The following is an 18602-nucleotide window of genomic DNA, read 5'->3' as shown; positions in this document are numbered from 1 at the left end:
CACCCAGCGCTCTAAGTCGCAGAAAACTGCGGTTTCTGGGATAACTTTCGAGTGGTTACGGTGCGGCAATGTCTTGCACCGGTTTCAGTTATGTCTTTGAGAATTAGACATTTTTCATAGTCAGTATATAACTTGAAATGTTAGTTATCTGATTACCACGGTGTAACCCTTTATATTGCCGCTTAAGCGCCTGACTTTCCTAGACCATTACCAATGTAACCGGGTTGCGGCGCATACCCGCCTCGCTTCGCAGCCGCGCCGGGCGCTCTCGGCGCGTCAATGCGCTGTCGCGATCACGGCCGATCGCGCTCCATCCGAATCGTGCTTTGCGGTTCTATGCGCCCGGTCGGTTGTCGCTGCCGGCGCGGCCGGGCCCCTGTCTCAGGAGTGCCCGGCGGTCAGAAACATGTGATAACGGTGGAGCGGGTAACGGGAATCGAACCCGTGTATTCAGCTTGGAAGGCTGCTGCACTACCATTGTGCTATACCCGCAAGAGCCTGATTTATCTCAGTTTCCTGCGCCGCCGCCGGTGCGTTTTGCAAACCGTTTTGCAGCGATGCGGCCGCCAAGTGCCACAAGGACCGCGTGGTGGTCAACAAGGACCGGGCGCGCTATGCCGAGGGCGGCGGCAAGGCCGGCTTTTCGGACCGAGCCAAAAGCTTGATTGGCGCGGCGCGGCGCCCGGCTATGAACGATGCCATGAAGAAGGTCGTGTCCCGTCCCGTTTCGCATGCAGGCATGCAGCTGATCCCCGGCGGCGGCTTCACCATGGGTTCCGAGCAATATTACGAGGAGGAGCGCCCGCTGCGCCGCGTGCGGGTCGACAGCTTCTGGATCGACGAGACCCCGGTGACCAACGCGCAGTTCGCGGCGTTCGTCGAGGCGACTGGCTATCGCAGCTTTTCGGAGATCCCGCCCGACCCGAAACACTATCCCGGGATGGATCCGGCGCTGGCGGTGGCAGGATCGCTCGTCTTCCAGCGCACCGCGCAACCAGTGCCGCTCGGCGATCATGCGCAGTGGTGGGCGTTCGTGCCCGGCGCCGACTGGCGGCACCCGACCGGGCCGGACAGCAGCATCGACGGGCTCGAGGACCATCCGGTCGTCCATGTCGCGTTCGAGGATGCCGATGCCTATGCCAAATGGGCGGGCAAGGCGCTGCCGACCGAGGCCGAATGGGAGTTCGCCGCGCGCGGCGGGCTGGTCGACAAGGAATTCGCCTGGGGCGACGAACTGGCGCCCGACGGCGCGATCCTCGCCAATTACTGGCAGGGCATGTTCCCCTTCGCGACGCTGAAGCCCGGCGACCAGTATCGCACCAGCGCCACGGGCAGCTTCCCGGCCAATGGCTATGGCCTGTTCGACATGATCGGCAATGTCTGGGAGTGGACGCGCGACTGGTACGGCACGCCGCAGCCGATCAAGGGGAGCTGCTGCGAAGCGGCCAATCCGCGTGGTGCGACGATCGGGGACAGTTATGAGTCGAATGCGCCGGGATCGAAGATCGGCCGGCGCGTGCTGAAGGGCGGATCGCACCTATGCGCGGTCAACTACTGCCAGCGCTACCGGCCGGCGGCGCGGCATCCGCAGCATATCGACAGCGCGACCAGCCATATCGGCTTTCGCTGCATCTCGCGGAAGGTCTGACGCGCCCCGCGGGGCCAAAGCGAACCCGCCGCGCAGCCGGCCTGAACCGGCAGCGCGACGGGTGATGCGAGGTCAGAAGGCGACGCGCACGCCGCCATAGGCCGCGGTGCCCGGCGTCGCGGTGCTGAAGATCTCCTCATAGTCCGCGTCGAACAGGTTCTCGACCCGGCCGAACACCGAGAAATTCTTGCTGATCCGGTACTGCGCGTTGAGGTTCACCAGCGTGAACGGCTTCAGCGACACGACCGGCGAGGTGGCATAGGTCGGATCGGTGAAGGTGATGTCCGTCATCCGGCCGTTGTAGCGCACCGTCAGCGTGCCCGAGAACCGCTCGTCCTTGGTCGAGAAGGTCGCGTTGAAGCTGGCGGTGTCGCCCGGGCGGCGGACTTCGGTGACGCCGTTCTCCCTGGCGGTGAGGTGCGTATAGGCCGCATCGATCCGCAGCTGGGGCACCGGAACGAGGCTCGCCGTCACTTCGACGCCGTGCTGCTTCGAGTCGGTCGCGCGGTTGGACGGCGTGGCGACATAGAGCGGCGCGGGATAGGTGGTGTAGATCTCGTCGGTCAGCGTCGAATCGAAATAGGTCGCGCCGATATTGGCCTTGCCGTCGAGGAAGCTCTGGTCGATGCCGACTTCCCAGCCCTCGGACTTCTCCGGCTTCAGGTTCGGGTTGCCGATATATTTGCCGTCCGAGAAGCCATAGAGCTCGTAATAGCCGGGGTTCTTGACGCCGGTGCCATAGGCCGCGTGGACGCGGGTGTCGGTCGGCAGGCGATAGCCGGCCTGGACGCGCCAGGTGGTGACGTCGGCAAAGCGGTTATTGTCGTCGTAGCGGATCGAGGCGCCGCCGGTGAAGCCGCCCGCGGTCAGCTCATACTGGCCGACCAGGCCGAGATTGTCGGTGGTGCGCTTGCCGGTGAAGGCATCGTAGGGCGAGCCGCTCGACGGCGTGGTGTTGCGGAACTGCTCGCGCTCGACGTCCACCGCGCCGGTGATGCGGTGGGTGATCGCGTCGGTGCCGAAGCGGAAGCTCGACACGAACGAGCCCTTGTAGCGCTGGCCCTTGTCGCCAAAGCCGATGCCGAACGCATTATGGCCGGTGCGGCTGGTGTCGGCGAACTGCGCCGATGCGGTGTTGGTCCAGCGGCCGTCCAGGCCGGTCAACTCGGCGCTGAGCAGGCCGTAAAAGGCCTCGTTGGTGAAATAGGTGCCCGGGCTGTCGATCGTATAGCCGAAGGTCTGGCTGGCCGGATTGCCGTCGCTGTCGTTGGTCTCGGCATCGGTGTAGCTGTAGCGCAGCACGCCGGTCAGCTTGAAATTGTCCGACGGCTTCCAGTTCAGCTTGGCGCTGGCGCCGACATTGTCGGAGCCGATGTCGCGGTTGCCGCCGCGCGCGGTGGCATAGCCCTTGGTGTGATACCAGGTGCCCGAAGCCGCATAATCCAGCGTGCCGGTGTTGCCTGCCGCGCGTGCCGCGGTGCTGACCGTGCCGAACGAGCCGCCTTCGGCACGCGCCGAGAAGCCCGGCGCCTCGGCGCCCGAAAGCGTGGTGTAGCTGATCACGCCGCCGATCGCGTCCGAGCCGTAGAGCGACGACTGCTGGCCGCGCAGCACTTCGATGCGGGCCGACGGGTCGGCGATCAGCGTGCCGAAATCATATTCGCCCTGATAGGGATCGGCGGCTTCGATGCCGTCGATCAGGACGAGGACGTGATTGCCTTCGGTGCCGCGGATGCGGATCTGGGTGAGGCTGCCGACGCCGCCGGTGCGGCTCACGGCCACGCCCGGCACGTCGCGCAGCACGTCGGAGACGATGCGGGTCTGGCGCGCGTCGAGCGCGGTGGCGTCGATCACCGTGGCGGAGGCGGGCAGGTTCCTGAGCTCCACGCCCTCTCCCGAACGCGACGCCGTGACGACGATTTCGTCCTTCGGATCGGCAACGGTCTGATCATTGGTCTGGGCAAAGGCCGGCGTGGCCGCGGCGATCGCGATCAGCGAAACGAAACTGGTCTTCAACATGGGTATCCCCCCGGGCGCCTGTGCAACGAGGGCCGGGTCCTGCCGAACGCGCACGCGAACGACCGGTGCACGCGTGACGGCGGGCGCCTGGACGCCTGACACGCAGCACCGAAGCGGCCCCGGCCGCTTGGTCGTCGCTCAGACGGAGATACCGTGCCTTCGCCATCCCCTGGACTAGGCAAGAGCGACCGTTGCGCTGGCAGGTCTCCTGGCTCGCGGGTCATCGCGCGATGCACGCCTTCCCGGGCCAAGACCCAGTGGCTGCTCTCTCGAAGAGAGCAAGTGCATCGCGCTCACCGCTTACAGTTGCAGGGACAGCCTCGGATTGGGGCGAAACCTCGCCCGTACCGCGTTCCCATTTTAAGCCCTTTCGGGCACCGGCGCGATCATGAGGGCTGGGTTGCCCCAGGCCTCGACGCGGCCAATAGGCGCTTGCATGCCCATCGGCAATATAAAGATGTCTTTATATGCTCGGCGCGCCGCGCCCCGCCGTGCCGCTATTTGCCGGTGAAGCCGGGCTTGCGCTTCTGCAGGAAGGCCATGCCGCCCTCGACCGCGTCGGCGGTGCCACGCGCGGCACGCTGATGGTCCGCCTCCATCGCCAGCGTCTCCTCCAGCGTAGAATCGAGCGCCTGGCCCAGCCCCTGGCGGATCATGCCGAGCGCCACCGTCGGTCCGGCGGCAAGGCGGGTGGCGAGTGCCAGCGCTTCATGTTCGAGCTGCTCGTCGGAGACGACGCCGTGGACCAGGCCCCAGTCGCGCGCCTTCATCGCGGGCAGCTTCTCGCCGAGCATCATCATCTCGGCGGCACGCGACCGGCCTACCAGGCGCGGCAGCAGCCAGGTGGCGCCGCCATCGGGGACCAGGCCGATGTTGATGAAGGCCTGGAGGAAATAGCCATTGTCGCTGGCCACGCAGAAATCGGCGGCGAGCGCGAGGCTGCAGCCGATGCCGGCGGCGGGGCCACGCACCGCGCTGACCACGGGCACGCTTGCCCGGGCGACGGCGAGGATGCCGGGGTTGTAGTGGTCGGTGAGCGCGGCATGCGTCGCGGCACCCGGATCGGCGGAGGCGAGCGCGCCGCTCGCGACATCGGCGCCGGAACAGAAGGCCCGGCCGGCACCTTGGATCAGCACCGCGCGGGCTCCGTCGAGATTTGCCAGCGCGTCGCGGATCTCGTCGAACATCGCCGGCGGCGCGGCATTGAGGCGATCGGGCCGGTTGAGCGTGATCACCAGCACATCGCCGGCCCGCTCGGTCAGGATCGTCTCATAGCCCATCTTCAACTCCCGTTTCGCTTCGCAACCGATAGCGGGGCGGGCGCAGGGGGGGAAGTGTTGTGCATATATTCGTCATCCCCACGAAGGCGGGGATCCAGGGTAGCGCAGAACAAGCGGCGCCACCGAGCTGTCGGGCACCGAAGATGTCCAAGCTGGCCGCGCGCGATGTGCTTGTGACCCTGGATCCCCGCCTTCGCGGGGATGACGATAGAAGCGTGCCGCCTAAGTCGTCGCTCTAAGGCGCAGCCGAAACCGCCGGCTGCGGCCCCGAAGGCGTCACCGTCAGCAGCGAATCGCCGCCGAGCGTGCGGTACAGCGTCACCAGATTAGTCGCCTCGATCAGCCGGGTCTGCACCAGGCCTTGCTGCGCGGAATAATAGGAGCGCTGTGCGACCAGGTTCGCCAGGAAATTGTCGATGCCGCCGCGATAGCGCGCCCCGGACAGCCGGTAGCTGTCCTGCGCCGCGGCGAGGTTCGCCGTGTCCGCCTTGAGCTGATCGTCGATCGTGCCGCGCCGGGCGAGCGCATCGGCGACTTCGCGGAAGGCGGTCTGGATCGACTTCTCATAGGTCGCGACCGCGGCGTCGCGCTGGGCTTCGCTGAGCTGGACGCCCGCACGGCCGGCACCGGCGTTGAAGATCGGGTAGCTGCCGGCGGCGCCGCCGCTCCAGTGGAAGCCATCGCCCGAGAACAGGCCGGTCAGCGCGTTGCTCGCGAAGCCGAGCAGACCGGTCAGCGAGATGCGCGGGAACAGCGCGGCGCGGGCCGCGCCGATCTCGGCATTGGCGGCGCGCAGCTGATATTCGGCCTGGACCACGTCCGGCCGGCGCAGCAGCACGCCCGAATCGACGCCGGCGGGCAGCTCCGCGACGGTGGGCGCGGCTTCCTCGATCGCCGAGGACAGGAGCGCCGTATCGACCTCGGCACCGACGAGCAGGCGCAGCGCGTTGATGTCCTGTGCCAGCGCGGTCTTCTGCTGGGCGACGTCCGACTGGGCGCTGGCGAGCGTCTGTTGCGCCTGGGCGAGGTCGGTGCGCGGGGCGATGCCGCCCTTCAGCCGCATGTCGGTGAGCTTCACCGCCCGCTCGGCGTTGGCGATGGTGTCCTGCGCGATCTTGAGCAGGCTCGCGTCCGCCGCATAGTTGAGCCAGGCGCTGGCGATGTCGCCGACCAGCGCGAGCCGCGTGGCGCGAGCCGCGGCTTCGGTGGCGAACCAGTTGTTCTGCTCGGCCCGGGTGAGCGAGGCGACGCGACCGAACAGGTCGAGCTCGAAGGCCGGGATGCTGAGATTCCCCGAGAAGCTGGTCTGCCTGCCGTCGCCGCTCGCCTTGCTGACGGTCGCGCCGGCACCCGCGTCGAGCCCGGGCAGCTGGTCGGCGCGCTGGATGCGATATTGCGCGCGGGCCGCGGCGATGTTGGCGGCGGCGATGCGGAAGTCGCGGTTGTTGGCCAGCGCCTGCTCGATCAGCTTTTGCAGGCGCGGATCGCGGAAGATGTCCTGATAGGTGACGCTGGGCAGCGCCGCCTCATTGGCCTTAAGATAGGCGTCGCCCGCCGGCCAGCTCTGGGGCACCGGCGCCGCCGGCACTTCGAGCTTCGGGTCCATCGAGCAGCCGGCGAGCGCCGTGCCGAGGAGCAGGGTCAGAATCGTGCGCTTCATGCCTGCGCCTCCCGCTTGCGGGCCCGCCGTTCGCGTACGGCCTTGAACGCGTCGCGCACGCCGCGGCGGACGAGGACGAAGAACAGCGGGATGTAGAAGATGGCGAGGATCAGCGCGGTGACCATGCCGCCGATCACCGCGGTGCCGATCGCGATGCGGCTGTTGGCGCCCGCGCCGGTCGAGATCGCCAGCGGCAGCACGCCGAAGATGAAGGCCAGGCTGGTCATCACGATCGGGCGGAAGCGGATGCGCGCGGCCTCGAGCGCGGCTTCGATCACGCGCTTGCCTTCCTTCTCGGCGCGCTCGGCGAACTCGATCATCAGGATGGCGTTCTTGGTCGCCAGGCCCATGGTCGTGAGCAGGCCGATCTGGAGATAGACGTCGTTCTGCAAGCCCCGCAGCATCACGGCGAAGACCGCGCCGATCAGGCCGAGCGGGATGACGAGCATCGCGGCGACCGGGATCGACCAGCTCTCGTAGAGCGCCGCCAGGCAGAGGAAGACGACGATCAGCGAGATGCCGTAGAGCAGCGGCGCCTGGCCGCCGGCGAGCCGCTCCTGGTAGGAAAGGCCGGCCCAGGCGATGCTGGTGCCTGGGATCTGCGCGGCCAGCGCCTCGATCCGCTTCATCGCGTCGCCCGAGCTCTTGCCCGCGGCCGGCTGGCCCTGGATCTCGAAATTGGGGATGCCCTGGAAGCGCGAAAGCGTGGTCGGCGCGGTCGACCAGCTGGTCGAGGCGAAGGACGAGAAGGGCGTCATCACGCCGGTGGAGCCGCGGACGAACCACTGGTTGATGCTGTCCGGCGAATCGCGGAACTGCGCGTCGCCTTGCACATAGACGCGCTTCACACGGCCGCGGTCGATGAAGTCGTTGACATAGGAGCCGCCCCAGGCGGTCGACAGCGTCGAGTTGACGCTCGACTGGCTGAGCCCGAGCGCGGCGAGCTTCTCCTGGTCCATGTCGACCTTGAGCGTCGACACGTCGGGCAGGTCGGACAGGCGGACATTGGCCAGGTCCGGATCGGCGTTCGCGGCGGCGAGCAGCTTGTCGCGCGCGGCGACGAAGTCCTCGCGGCTCATCCCGCTCGAATTCTGGAGCTCCATCGTGAAGCCGTTGGACTGGCCCAGGCCGCGGATCGCCGCGGGGACCAGCGCGAAGACCTGGGCGTCGCGGAAGTTGCGGAAAGCGCCCGAGGCACGCTGGACGATCGCGTCGGCGCCGTTCTTGGTGCCCGGGCGGTCGCTCCAGGGGGCGAAGTTCATGAAGCCCTGGCCGGTATTCTGGCCGCTCGCGCCGCCGCCGCCGCCGCCGCCGGTGACGCTGAACATCGTGCGGACGTTCTTGCCTTCCTGGCCCTGGAAATATTTCTCGACCGCGAGCTGCACTTCCTGGGTGCGCGCCTGGGTGGCGCCGGCGGGGAGGCGCCATTGCACCTGCGCGGCGCCCTGGTCCTCGGTCGGCAGGAAGCCGGTGGGCAGGCGGTAGAACATCAGCACGAGCAGGGCGCACACGAGCAGGTAGATCAGCAGGAAGATCCACTTGCGGTCGACGACATAGCTGATCGTGCCGGTGTATTTCTCGACCGTCCAGTTGAAGCCCCGGTTGAACTTGTCCGAGCCGGTGCGCATCCAGCGGCCGACCGCGGGGAAGCGGCGGCCCATCCAGCTGTCTTCCGGCGCGACCTGGTCCTTCTTGCGCTTGAGCACCGTGGCGGTAAGCGCCGGGCTCAGGATCAGCGCGACGAGCACCGAGAGGATCATCGCCGAGACGATCGTCACCGAGAACTGGCGATAGATCACGCCGGTCGATCCGCCGAAGAACGCCATCGGCAGGAACACCGCCGAGAGCACGAGTGCGATCGCGACCAGCGCGATCTGGATCTGGTCCATCGACTTGATCGTCGCCTCGCGCGGGGTGAGCTCGGGATCCTCTTCCATCAGGCGCTCGACATTCTCGACGACGACGATCGCGTCGTCAACGAGCAGGCCGATCACCAGCACCAGGCCGAACAGGGTGAGCGTGTTGATCGAATAGCCCAGCGCCGCGAACACCGCGAAGGTGCCGAGCAGCACCACCGGCACGGCGATCATCGGGATCAGCGTGGCGCGCCAGCTCTGCAGGAAGACGAACATCACGATGACGACCAGGATGATCGCCTCGACCAGCGTCTTCACCACTTCCTCGATCGACAGCTTGATGAACTCGGTGGTGTCGTTGGCGTAGGCATATTGATAGCCGGCCGGGAAGGTCTTCGACAGCTGCGCGACCCTCGCCTTGATCAGGTCCGCGGTCTTGAGCGCGTCGGCGCCCGGCGCGGTGCTGATCGAGATGCCCGAGCCGGGATGGCCGTTGACGCGGGTGACCGCGTTGTAGCTCTCCGAGCCCAGCTCGACCCGCGCCACGTCCTTCAGCAGCACGTGCGCGCCGTTGGTCTGCGTCTTGAGGATGATCTTGGCGAACTGGTCCGGCGTCTGCAGGCGCGACTGGGCGGTGACCGTCGCGTTGAGCATCTGCGTGCTCGGCATCGGCTGGCCGCCGATCTCGCCCGCCGCGATCTCGGTATTCTGGTTGGTGATCGCAGTGATCACGTCGCTCGGCATCAGCGAATAGCTCGCCAGCCGTTCCGGGTTCAGCCAGATGCGCATTGCATAGGACGAGCCGAACACGTTGATGTCGCCCACGCCCGGCAGGCGGGCGAGCGGGTCCTGCAGGTTCGAGGTCAGCCAGTCCGAGACGTCGCGGTTAGTCGCCTTGTCGGTCTCGTCATAGACGCCGACCAGCAGCAGCGAGTCGGGATTGGACTTGGTGACGCGCACGCCTTGCTGCTGGACTTGCTGCGGCAGGCGCGACAGGCCCTGCTGGACCTGGTTCTGCACCTGGACCTGGGCGATGTCCGGATCGGTGCCCTTCTGGAAGGTCGCCGAGATCGTGACCTGGCCGCGCGAGCTGGACGAGGTGCTGAAATAGAGCAGCCCGTCGATGCCGGTCAGCTGCTGCTCGATCACCTGGGCGACCGAATTCTGCACCGTCTCCGCCGACGCGCCCGGATAGGTGGCGCGGATATTGACCTGGGGCGGCGCGATATCGGGATATTGCGCGATCGGCAGCGTGAAGATCGCGCCCAGGCCGAGCAGCATGGTGATGATCGCGATCACCCAGGCGAAGATCGGGCGATCGATGAAGATGCGTGACATGGGAGCTTAGCCGCCCTTGGACTTGGCAGCGCCGGTGCCCTGGCCCTTGCGGGGCGCCTCGATCTTCTGCGGGGTATCGGCCGGAACCGGCTTGATGGCGGCATTGGGCTTCAGGTTGGCGACCCCTTGCGTGATCACCTTGTCGCCCGGGTTGAGCCCGGCGGTGACCACCCAGTTGGCGCCCTGGACGCGGTCCGCGACGATGTCGCGGCGCACCGCCTTGTTGTCCGCGCCGACGACCCAGAGCTGCGCCTGGCCCTTGGCATCGCGCGACACTGCCTGTTGCGGCACCAGGAAGGCGCGGGTGTCGATCGCCTGGGTGAAGACCGCGCGGACGAACATGCCCGGCAGCAACAGCCCTTCGGGATTCGGGAAGCGCGCGCGCAGCGTCACCGTGCCGGTGGTCTGGTCGACCATCACTTCGGAAAACTGGACAGTGCCCACCGAGCCATATTCGCTGCCGTCCTCGAGCTTGAGGCGCACGCCGGCGCTGCCCGGGCTCACGCCCTGCTGGGCGAGCGAGCGGCGCAGCGCGAGCAGGTCGGTACTCGACTGCTGGATATCGACATAGATCGGATCGAGCCGCTGGATCACGGCGAGCGGATCGGCCTGGCTGCTGGTGACCAATGCCCCTTCGGTGACCAGCGAGCGGCCGATGCGGCCGGTGATCGGCGCGGGCACGCGGGTGAAGTTCAAATTGATCTTCGCGGTGCGCAGCTGGGCATTGGTCTGCGCCACCTGCGCGCTCGCCTGGCGCGAAGCGGCGGTCGCATCGGTATAGTCCTGCTTCGACACCGCTTCGGCCTCGGCGAGCGGCTTGTAGCGCTCGGCCTTGATCCGCGCCGCTTCGGCATTGGCCTGGGCATTCTGCAGGTTGGCCGACGCTTCGGACACGCTGGCCGAATAGAGGCTGGGGTCGATCTGGTAGAGCGTCTGGCCTTGGCGCACGATCGAGCCTTCGGTGAAGAAGCGCTTGCGCACGATGCCGGCGACCTGCGGGCGGATCTCGGCGACCTGATAGGGGTTCACCCGGCCGGTCAGCTCGGCGACCACGGGCACTTCACCCGGCTGGACGACGACGAAGCCCACCGTCGGCGGGCCGCCCGCGCCCTTTTTCTGGGCGGTCTGGCTGCCGCTGCCACAGGAGGCGAGAAGCAGCGTTGCGGAAAGGAGTGCGAAAGCAGGAAGGCGGTGTCCGCCTGGGGTGATTCGGCGCAATTCTTCAACCCGGATCAAGGCGCCGACTCGGGCGCGGTTCTATGCGGAAACGCTCTTGGGCAGCGGCCTGAGCAGGCGCAACACAAGAAACATGCGGGAAACGCGAAACACTGCGTCAACGAGGGGCACGTTTCCACGATATGGTTACTACGTGCAACAATGGGCTCCGCCGCGATGTTCCCCGGCGCTATCGGGTTCCTAGCCGGGGTGACGAATTCTTTGCGGAGCTCGTCGCCGCTGCTCCACCGACTGTTGGGACACATCCACGCGACAGGCTTTCGCGTTGCGAGGAACACGGAACCAGCCTATTGGCGCGCGCCAATGGCACGTATCGAAACGCCCAACCGCATTCGCGGCACCCAGGACATCTTTGGCGAAGAGCAGCGCAGGTTCGCCCGCGTTCTCGAGGCCTTCGACCATGTCCGCAAACTCTATTGCTTCCAGCGCGTCGACATCCCGGTGTTCGAAGCGACGGGCGTGTTCGCCCGGTCGATGGGCGAGACCAGCGACGTCGTCTCGAAGGAGATGTACACCTTCGAGGACAAGGGCGGCGACCTGATCACGCTGCGCCCGGAATTCACCGCCGGCATCTGCCGCGCCTATATCACCGAGGGCTGGCAGCAATATGCGCCGATCAAGCTGGTCACCTCGGGCCCGGTGTTCCGCTACGAGCGCCCGCAAAAGGGCCGCTTCCGCCAGTTCCACCAGCTCGACGCCGAGATCATCGGCGCGGCCGAGCCGGCAGCCGATGTCGAGCTGCTCGTGCTCGCCGACCAACTGCTGCGCGAGCTGGGCATCGAGGGCGTGACGCTCCAGCTCAACACGCTGGGTGACGCGGAAACGCGCGACGCCTGGCGGACCGCGCTGGTCGCGCATTTCGAAGCGCACAAGGACCAGCTGAGCGAGGACAGCCTGGTCCGGCTCGAGAAGAACCCGATGCGCATCCTCGATTCGAAGGATCCGAAGGACCGCCCGATCGCCGACAGCGCGCCGGACATCGACGCCTATCTGACCGAGGAGGCCGCGGCGTTCTTCAAGGCCGTTACCGACGGGCTCGACGCCGCCGGCGTCGCCTGGACGCGCAACTCGCGGCTGGTGCGCGGGCTGGACTATTATCGCCACACCGCGTTCGAGTTCGTCACCGATCGGCTGGGCGCGCAGGGCACGGTGCTGGCCGGCGGGCGCTATGACGGGCTGGTCGGCAATCTCGGCGGCCCCGAGACGCCGGGCGTGGGCTGGGCGGCGGGCGTCGAGCGGCTGGGCATGCTGATTGCGGAGCCGGCGGCGGAGCGGATGCAGGTTGCCGTGGTCGTCGAGGCCGCCGGTGTCGAAGCCGCATCGGTTCGCCTGCTCGCCGGCCTGCGCAATGCCGGCGTCAGCGCCGAGCTGTTCGCCAGCGGCAGCCCCAAGAAGCGCTATGACCGCGCGATGAAGGCGAGCCCGGCGATGACCGTCTCGTTCCAGTCTCGAAATGGCGAAGTCACGATCAGCCAGCGCGTGATCGACGGCGACGCCGTCGATGCGGATGCGGTTGCCACCCTGGTGTCTGGCGCCGCGCGATGAAAATCCCCGCCGACCGGATTGCCGCGATCGAGGCGCGGCGCGACGAGCTGCAGGCGATGATGGCGACCGGCGACCTGTCGGGCGACCGCTTCGTCGCGGTGTCCAAGGAATATGCCGAGATCGAGCCGGTGGCGCTTGCCGCCGGGGTGGTCCGCCGCCTGCGTTCCGAGGCCGAATCGCTCCAGCTGATGGCGCTGGAGTCGGATGACGAGCTGCGCGCGATGGCGGTGGAGGAACTCCGCGCCAATGAGGCGGCGCTCGGCGATGCCGAGCGTGGGCTCGCGCTGTCGCTGCTCCCCAAGGATGCGGCCGATGCGCGTCCGGCCATGCTCGAGATCCGCGCCGGCGTGGGCGGCGACGAGGCCGCGCTCTTCGCCGGGGACCTGCTGCGCATGTACCAGCGCTATGCCGATCGCATGGGGTGGAAGATCGAGCTGATCTCCGCCTCCGAATCGGAATTCGGCGGCTACAAGGAAGTCGTGCTCAGCGTCACCGGCACCGGCGTGTTCGCCAAGCTCAAGTTCGAGAGCGGCGTCCACCGCGTCCAGCGCGTGCCGGCCACCGAAGCGGGCGGGCGCATCCACACCTCGGCGGCGACCGTGGCGGTGCTGCCCGAGGCCGAGGACGCCGACATCAAGATCGACGACAAGGATCTGCGCATCGACATCTTCCGGGCATCGGGTCCGGGCGGGCAGGGCGTCAACACCACCGACTCCGCGGTGCGCATCACCCATTTGCCGACGGGCACGATCGTCATCCAGCAGGACGAGCGCTCGCAGATCAAGAACAAGGCCAAGGCGATGAAGGTGCTGCGCACCCGCCTGTACGAGCGCGAGCGCGACCGGCTGGCGCTGGAGCGCTCGGGCGCGCGCGCGTCGCAGGTCGGCTCGGGCGACCGCTCGGAGCGCATCCGCACCTATAATTTCCCCCAGGGCCGCGTGACCGATCACCGCATCAACCTGACGCTCCACCGCCTGCCCGAAGTGATGGAGGGCGAGCTGGACGAGCTGATCGGCGCGCTGATCTCGCAGGACGAGGCGGACCGGCTGGCGCAGCTCGACGGCTAGGCTGGCAACAGACAATCCCCTTCGTCATCCCGGCCTTGCGCCGGGATCCCGCTTCTTCTCGGCCCGGCAGGCAGCGGGACGTTGGCGCAAGGCCGGGGTGACGAAGGTGGCCAGGGCGTTTCGATGCGTATGGCGGGGTAAAATGTTGACTCGCGGTTGCACGACGCAAGGGCTGGCAATGTTGGAAATGTTCTGCTTTGGTTCCGGCATGGCCTGCGCCGCACCCTTCCTGCCTGATCTCCTGCCCGATTGCCCGGCTACGCGTGGCCCGCGTACCCGCGTGGCGAGTCAACGGAGTCAATGTTTTTCCGGAGCGCTCGAGGACCGGCATGTCGGCTTCTGACCCCCTGGCTGGCGTCGTGCCACCCGTTGGCGGGCAGAGCGTACGTGCCGCGCTCAACGAAGTCGCCCGCATGCTGGAGCCTGTCTCCGATTCGCCGCGCCTCGATGCCGAGCTGCTGATGGCGCATGCGCTGGGCGTGACGCGCGAGACGATGATCCTGCGCCATCTCGGTGACTCGGTGCCCGAGGGGCTGGCGCCGCTGGTCGAGCGCCGGCTGGCGCACGAGCCGGTCGCCTATATCACCGGCAGCCGCGCCTTCTGGACGATCGAGCTGGCGGTCGGCCCCGGCGTGCTCATCCCGCGGCCCGACAGCGAGACGCTGATCGAGGCGGCGATCGAATATTTCGGCGCGCGCACGCCGGAGCGGATCCTCGATCTCGGCACCGGGCCGGGCACGCTGCTACTCGCGGCGCTTGCCGAATGGCCCGAAGCGCAGGGGCTGGGCGTCGATGCCTCGGATGCCGCGCTCGATTATGCCCGGCGCAACGCCGCGGCGCTTGGGATGGCCAGGCGCGCCGGCTTCCAGCGCGGCGACTGGGGGCAGGGTCTGGAGGCGCGCTTCGACCTGATCCTCGCCAACCCGCCCTATATCGGCACCGAAGAGGCGCTGCCCGAACAGGTCCGGGCCTATGAACCCGGCTCCGCATTGTTCGCCGGGGCCGAGGGGCTCGACGATTATCGCCGGATCGTCCCCGATCTGCGCCGGCTGCTGGCGCCCGGCGGGGCGGCGGTGCTCGAGATCGGCTGGACCCAGGCCGAATCCGTATCCGCGATTGCCCGGAAGTGCGGTTTCGCCGTGACCTTGTACAAGGACCTCGGAAGCAGGCCGCGGGCGCTGCTGCTCTCTTGAAAAGACGGCAGAACGACACATATTTGTGCTTGGAGATTGATACTGCACCGGCTAAGACAGCGACGGGGTAGGGTACTTTCAACCAAGCCGTTGAAACTTTGGGCCGTGAGAAGCACTGCCCCAATCCATGTCATGAGTGCCGCTGCAGTCCGGTGGCCATGGCGGGCGAGCAACGCCTCCCGAGGCGTTGGCGCGCATTTGTAAACTGCATCCGGGACCCATGAATTGGACCGACGGACAGCGTAAACAAGACAGGACAAACAGACCTTGATGAACAATCGTCAGGCCGGCCGCCGTCGTGGTCGTGGCGGGCAGCAGCAGCGCCAGGGTGGCAACACTGGCCAGGGTAACGGGAATCGCATCGACAACCGTGCACGTGGCAATGCCGCCCAGCTGCTGGAGAAGTACAAGAATCTGGCGCGCGACGCCCAGATGCAGGGCGACCGGGTCAACACCGAATATTACCTCCAGTTCGCGGATCACTATTTCCGCGTGCTGAGCGAGACGCGTTCGCGCTTCGAGGAGCAGAACCAGGGCCAGAACCAGGGTCAGCAGCGCCGCCAGCGCGACGATTTCGACGGCGACGATGACGATTATGATTTCGAGGCCGACGGCAACCGCGACGACGGCGAAGATCCGCAGCCGCAGCCGCAGCAGCGCGCTCAGCAGCAGCAGCCCCGCCGTGACCGCGAGGAGCGCCAGCCCCGCCGCGACCGCGACGACCGCAATGGCCGCAACAACAATAACGGTCACAGCAACGGTTACGTCGCCGCCGAGGGCGAAGGCTTCGAGGCTTCCGATGAGCGTGCGCCCCGCGAAGCGCGTGCGCCCCGCGAAGCGCGTGCGCCCCGCGAGGAACGCGCACCGCGTGAGGCTCGCGAAGAGCGCGCGCCGCGTGAAGCCCGCCAGGAGCGTGCACCGCGCGAAGCGCGTGAAGAGCGCGCTCCCCGTGAGGAGGTTGCCCCGCGTGACGAGCAGGCGCCGCGCCGGACGCGCCGCCCCCGCCGCGAGGAAGCCGAGACCGAGAGCCATGCGATCGACGCCGCGGTGCTCCCGCCCGCCTTCGGAGTGGCGGATGCCGCTCCGGCCGAGGTGGCGGAAGAGCCGGTCAAGAAGCTGCGCCGTCCCCGCGCCCGCAAGGATGCGGACGCACCGGCCGCCTGAACCGGCGCTGCCCATACTCTATATAAGCAACAGGATCGGCGGCTGGGCGAAAGCTCGGCCGCCGATATCTGTTTCGGGGTTGATCCGGCCCTTCGGCGTGCCCATCTTTTGCAATTGCGGTCGATGTGTGGGAGACTCAACCGCCTGAACCCGAATGAGGAGTAAGGCGGTGACAATCGCAGCGATCCTGGGGGGAAAAGGGCGCGACGTGGTCTCCATCGACGGCGATCGGACCGTGGCGGACGCAGTCGCGCTGCTCGCCGAGAAGCGCATCGGCGCCGTGCCGGTGATGGCCGGCGGTGCGGTGGCCGGCATCTTTTCCGAACGTGACGTGGTCTATGGCCTCCAGCGCGAAGGCGCCGCGGCGCTCCAGCGTACGGTGCAGGACGTGATGACCGCCCCGGCGATCAGCGTGTCGCCCGACGAATCGGTGCTCGGCGCGCTTGCCTTGATGACGCGGCGGCGCATCCGGCACTTGCCCGTGGTCGAAGCCGGCGCCTGTGTCGGCTTCATCTCGATCGGCGACCTGGTGAAGTATCGCATCGAGCGCATCGAATCGGAAGCCGAGGCGATGCGCGCCTATATCCAGGCGGTCTAGGCACCGCGGTTGCGGACTAGGGCGATCGACTCGACCAGCATCCGCCGCGCGAACAGGAAGAGCAGCCCGGCATAGACAAGGCCGCCCGCGCTGACGAGCGCGGCGAGATGGGCCAGCGGCGGCAAGGACGGCAGCAGCGAATCGAGTAGCTTGAGTAGCAGGGCCATCGCCGCGGCGGCGAGCACCGGCGGCGCGATCGCCTCGACAAGCGCGCCAAGGCGTACGCCGATCACCGGCAGCGTCCGCCAGGTGCTGACTGCGAGATAGAGCGGATAGGCCGCGAACCAGGCGGCGACCAGGCCCATCACTCCCCAATGCACCCCGATCAGAAAGGCGATCGGCAGGCAGAGCGCACCGGTCGCCGAGTTCTGGGCGCTGATCCCCGGCCGGCCGCACGCGTCACTCGCCGGTGCATAGAGTACCTGCAGCGTCATCATCGGCATGGCCAGCGCGAGCCAATGCACCACGGGGGCGGCCTCCAGCCATTTGGGGCCGAGCGCCACCGCCACCAGCGGAACCGCGGTGACCGCCATTCCGAGATAGAAGGGCATGGCGACCAGCATCACCAGTTGCGCCGAGCGGGTGAACGCAGCGGCGACCGCAGCCCTGTCGTCCTTCAGCCGCGCATAGGCGGAGAAGGCGACTTCGTTGAGCGGCGGCACGAATTTGGAGACGAAGATCTGGGTGAGGAACAGGCTGGTCGTATAGATGCCGAGCATGTGCGGATCGAACAGGCGGCCGGCGATGAACACGTCCGCCTGGCTCTGCGCGAACCAGAAGAGCTGGCCGGTGGCCATCACCCCGCCGTAGCGGGCGATGTCGCCAGCGCCGCGAAAGTCGAAGCTCGGCCACATCAGCGAACGCGCCGCGATCGTCATGCCGATCGCACGGGTGGCGAACAGGGCGATCGGCGCGGCGACAAGCGTCCATACGCCCAATCCCATCAGCGCACCGGCAAGCGCAGTGACTGCACCGGCCAGCGCCGAGACGAAGTTGGCCAGCGCCTGCTTGCGGAAGTCCATCTCGCGCGAGAGCAAAGCCTGGGGCAAGGCGATGAACGGGGTCGCTATATATAGAAGCGCCTGCACGCGGAGCAGATCGGCCACCATGGGCTGGCGATAATAGGCCGCGGCGGCGGGGGCGGCGAGGAACTGGGCCGCGCCAAGCCCGAAGTTCAACAGGATCAGCATGCCAAACAGCTGGCGCTGCGCATGACGGCCGGCATCGGTGCGCTGGATGAGCGCACTGGCGAGACCATAGCCATTCAGCATGTTGAGCAGCACCAGGATCACCTGGGTCATCGCGAACAGGCCGTAGGCCGAGGGGCCGAGCAGCCGGATGACGATGAAGGTGGCGGCCCAAGTGAGCAACTGGCCGAAGATCTGCGTGCCGGAACGCCATATCACGGCGCTGCGCACCTGCTGCTGCAGCGTGCTGTCTTCGGGTTCGGTGGCCAGCGCGGGTTCACTCATGCGCGCGCTATGCGCCCGTTCCTGTTTATGCGCCGTAAACTAGCGGAACCACGCTTTTGCGTGCGTTTATGCGCAGGCACGCATGGATTGAATCGGCTTGTGTGAGTCGAATCCGACGGAATCACCTGTAGAGCGGCGGAACGGCTGTCGGGCGGGGCGATTCTCCCCGATTCGAGGGTGATTCGGACGAGTCGGGGCTCGGTACGGTCACCAAAGCGTCATGTGCGCAGCGCTGCACATGCCAAGAAACCGCAGAATTCTCCCGTTTTCTGGACATGTTTCGAAAGAAAGACAGAAAAGTACAAAACGCTGTTGACGGGTCGGGACCTCACGCATAGAAGCCACTCCACCGACGCGGTGCTCCTCACCGGAACGCTTCGATGGTCACCAAAAATCAGGCGCCCGGGTCGCCCTCCAAAAAGAGGGTAAGCCAAGGCGTCGGTCTTTTGCGCTCTTTGACATAGTGATTTTGATGAAGGGACATGTGGGCGGCGGCCCCGGGTCTGGCGGCTTCTAGGCGTCGGAT

The 18602-nt window shown here is 67.1% G+C and carries 12 protein-coding genes, 1 tRNA gene and 1 riboswitch; of the genes, 6 read left to right on the top strand and 7 right to left on the bottom strand.

What is annotated here, in order from left to right; genetic code table 11:
• Positions 1-418: 418 nt before the first annotated feature.
• Positions 419-492, bottom strand: a tRNA-Gly gene (locus AC1RPL_RS17195).
• 208 nt (positions 493-700) lie between these two features.
• Between AC1RPL_RS17195 and AC1RPL_RS17190 the strand changes: the two genes are divergently transcribed.
• On the top strand, positions 701-1648 hold the full coding sequence (locus AC1RPL_RS17190; RefSeq protein WP_493070992.1) for a formylglycine-generating enzyme family protein: 948 nt from the start codon (positions 701-703) through the stop codon (positions 1646-1648).
• 72 nt (positions 1649-1720) lie between these two features.
• On the opposite strand, the gene AC1RPL_RS17185 is transcribed toward AC1RPL_RS17190, so the two are convergent.
• The 5 genes from AC1RPL_RS17185 to AC1RPL_RS17165 all read right to left on the bottom strand — a co-directional run bounded on the left by AC1RPL_RS17185 (position 1721) and on the right by AC1RPL_RS17165 (position 11019).
• A complete protein-coding gene (locus tag AC1RPL_RS17185) occupies positions 1721-3667 on the bottom strand; it encodes a TonB-dependent receptor plug domain-containing protein (protein WP_493070991.1) in 1947 nt (648 codons plus the stop codon).
• Between the two features lie 181 nt (positions 3668-3848).
• A riboswitch (cobalamin riboswitch) is annotated at positions 3849-4064 on the bottom strand.
• Between the two features lie 100 nt (positions 4065-4164).
• The gene (locus AC1RPL_RS17180) at positions 4165-4947 is read right to left on the bottom strand and encodes an enoyl-CoA hydratase-related protein (protein ID WP_493070989.1); all 783 of its coding nucleotides are present in this window, start codon (positions 4945-4947) and stop codon (positions 4165-4167) included.
• 235 nt (positions 4948-5182) lie between these two features.
• Positions 5183-6607 carry an efflux transporter outer membrane subunit gene (locus AC1RPL_RS17175; protein WP_493070987.1) on the bottom strand — a complete coding sequence of 475 codons (1425 nt, stop codon included), beginning with the start codon at positions 6605-6607 and terminating at the stop codon, positions 5183-5185.
• A complete protein-coding gene (locus AC1RPL_RS17170) occupies positions 6604-9801 on the bottom strand; it encodes an efflux RND transporter permease subunit (RefSeq protein WP_493070985.1) in 3198 nt (1065 codons plus the stop codon). The genes AC1RPL_RS17175 and AC1RPL_RS17170 overlap by 4 nt, the downstream gene beginning before the upstream one ends.
• A 6-nt stretch (positions 9802-9807) precedes the next feature.
• Complete coding sequence (locus tag AC1RPL_RS17165) at positions 9808-11019, bottom strand: efflux RND transporter periplasmic adaptor subunit (protein WP_493070983.1); 1212 nt, start codon at positions 11017-11019, stop codon at positions 9808-9810.
• A 321-nt stretch (positions 11020-11340) separates the two neighbouring features.
• Between AC1RPL_RS17165 and hisS the strand changes: the two genes are divergently transcribed.
• The 5 genes from hisS to AC1RPL_RS17140 all read left to right on the top strand — a co-directional run bounded on the left by hisS (position 11341) and on the right by AC1RPL_RS17140 (position 16604).
• Complete coding sequence (gene hisS / locus AC1RPL_RS17160) at positions 11341-12582, top strand: histidine--tRNA ligase (RefSeq protein ID WP_493070981.1); 1242 nt, start codon at positions 11341-11343, stop codon at positions 12580-12582.
• Complete coding sequence (prfA, locus tag AC1RPL_RS17155; protein ID WP_493070979.1) at positions 12579-13649, top strand: peptide chain release factor 1; 1071 nt, start codon at positions 12579-12581, stop codon at positions 13647-13649. The genes hisS and prfA overlap by 4 nt, the downstream gene beginning before the upstream one ends.
• A gap of 329 nt (positions 13650-13978) precedes the next feature.
• Positions 13979-14842 (top strand): peptide chain release factor N(5)-glutamine methyltransferase, encoded by an 864-nt coding sequence (prmC, locus tag AC1RPL_RS17150; RefSeq protein WP_493070977.1) that lies wholly within the window; start codon positions 13979-13981, stop codon positions 14840-14842.
• Between the two features lie 270 nt (positions 14843-15112).
• Positions 15113-16006 (top strand): DUF4167 domain-containing protein, encoded by an 894-nt coding sequence (locus AC1RPL_RS17145; protein ID WP_493070975.1) that lies wholly within the window; start codon positions 15113-15115, stop codon positions 16004-16006.
• A 169-nt stretch (positions 16007-16175) separates the two neighbouring features.
• Positions 16176-16604: a CBS domain-containing protein gene (locus tag AC1RPL_RS17140; protein ID WP_493070973.1), complete on the top strand. Its 429-nt coding sequence runs from the start codon at positions 16176-16178 to the stop codon at positions 16602-16604.
• On the opposite strand, the gene AC1RPL_RS17135 is transcribed toward AC1RPL_RS17140, so the two are convergent.
• Complete coding sequence (locus AC1RPL_RS17135) at positions 16601-18076, bottom strand: lipopolysaccharide biosynthesis protein (RefSeq protein ID WP_493070971.1); 1476 nt, start codon at positions 18074-18076, stop codon at positions 16601-16603. The two genes, AC1RPL_RS17140 and AC1RPL_RS17135, sit on opposite strands and share 4 nt — an antisense overlap.
• Positions 18077-18602: the final 526 nt, after the last annotated feature.

It is taken from the genome of Sphingomonas sp. GW821-FHT12D09, assembly GCF_058807215.1.
Note: the sequence above shows the minus strand (reverse complement) of the source record. Positions and strands in the feature narration are given on the sequence as shown.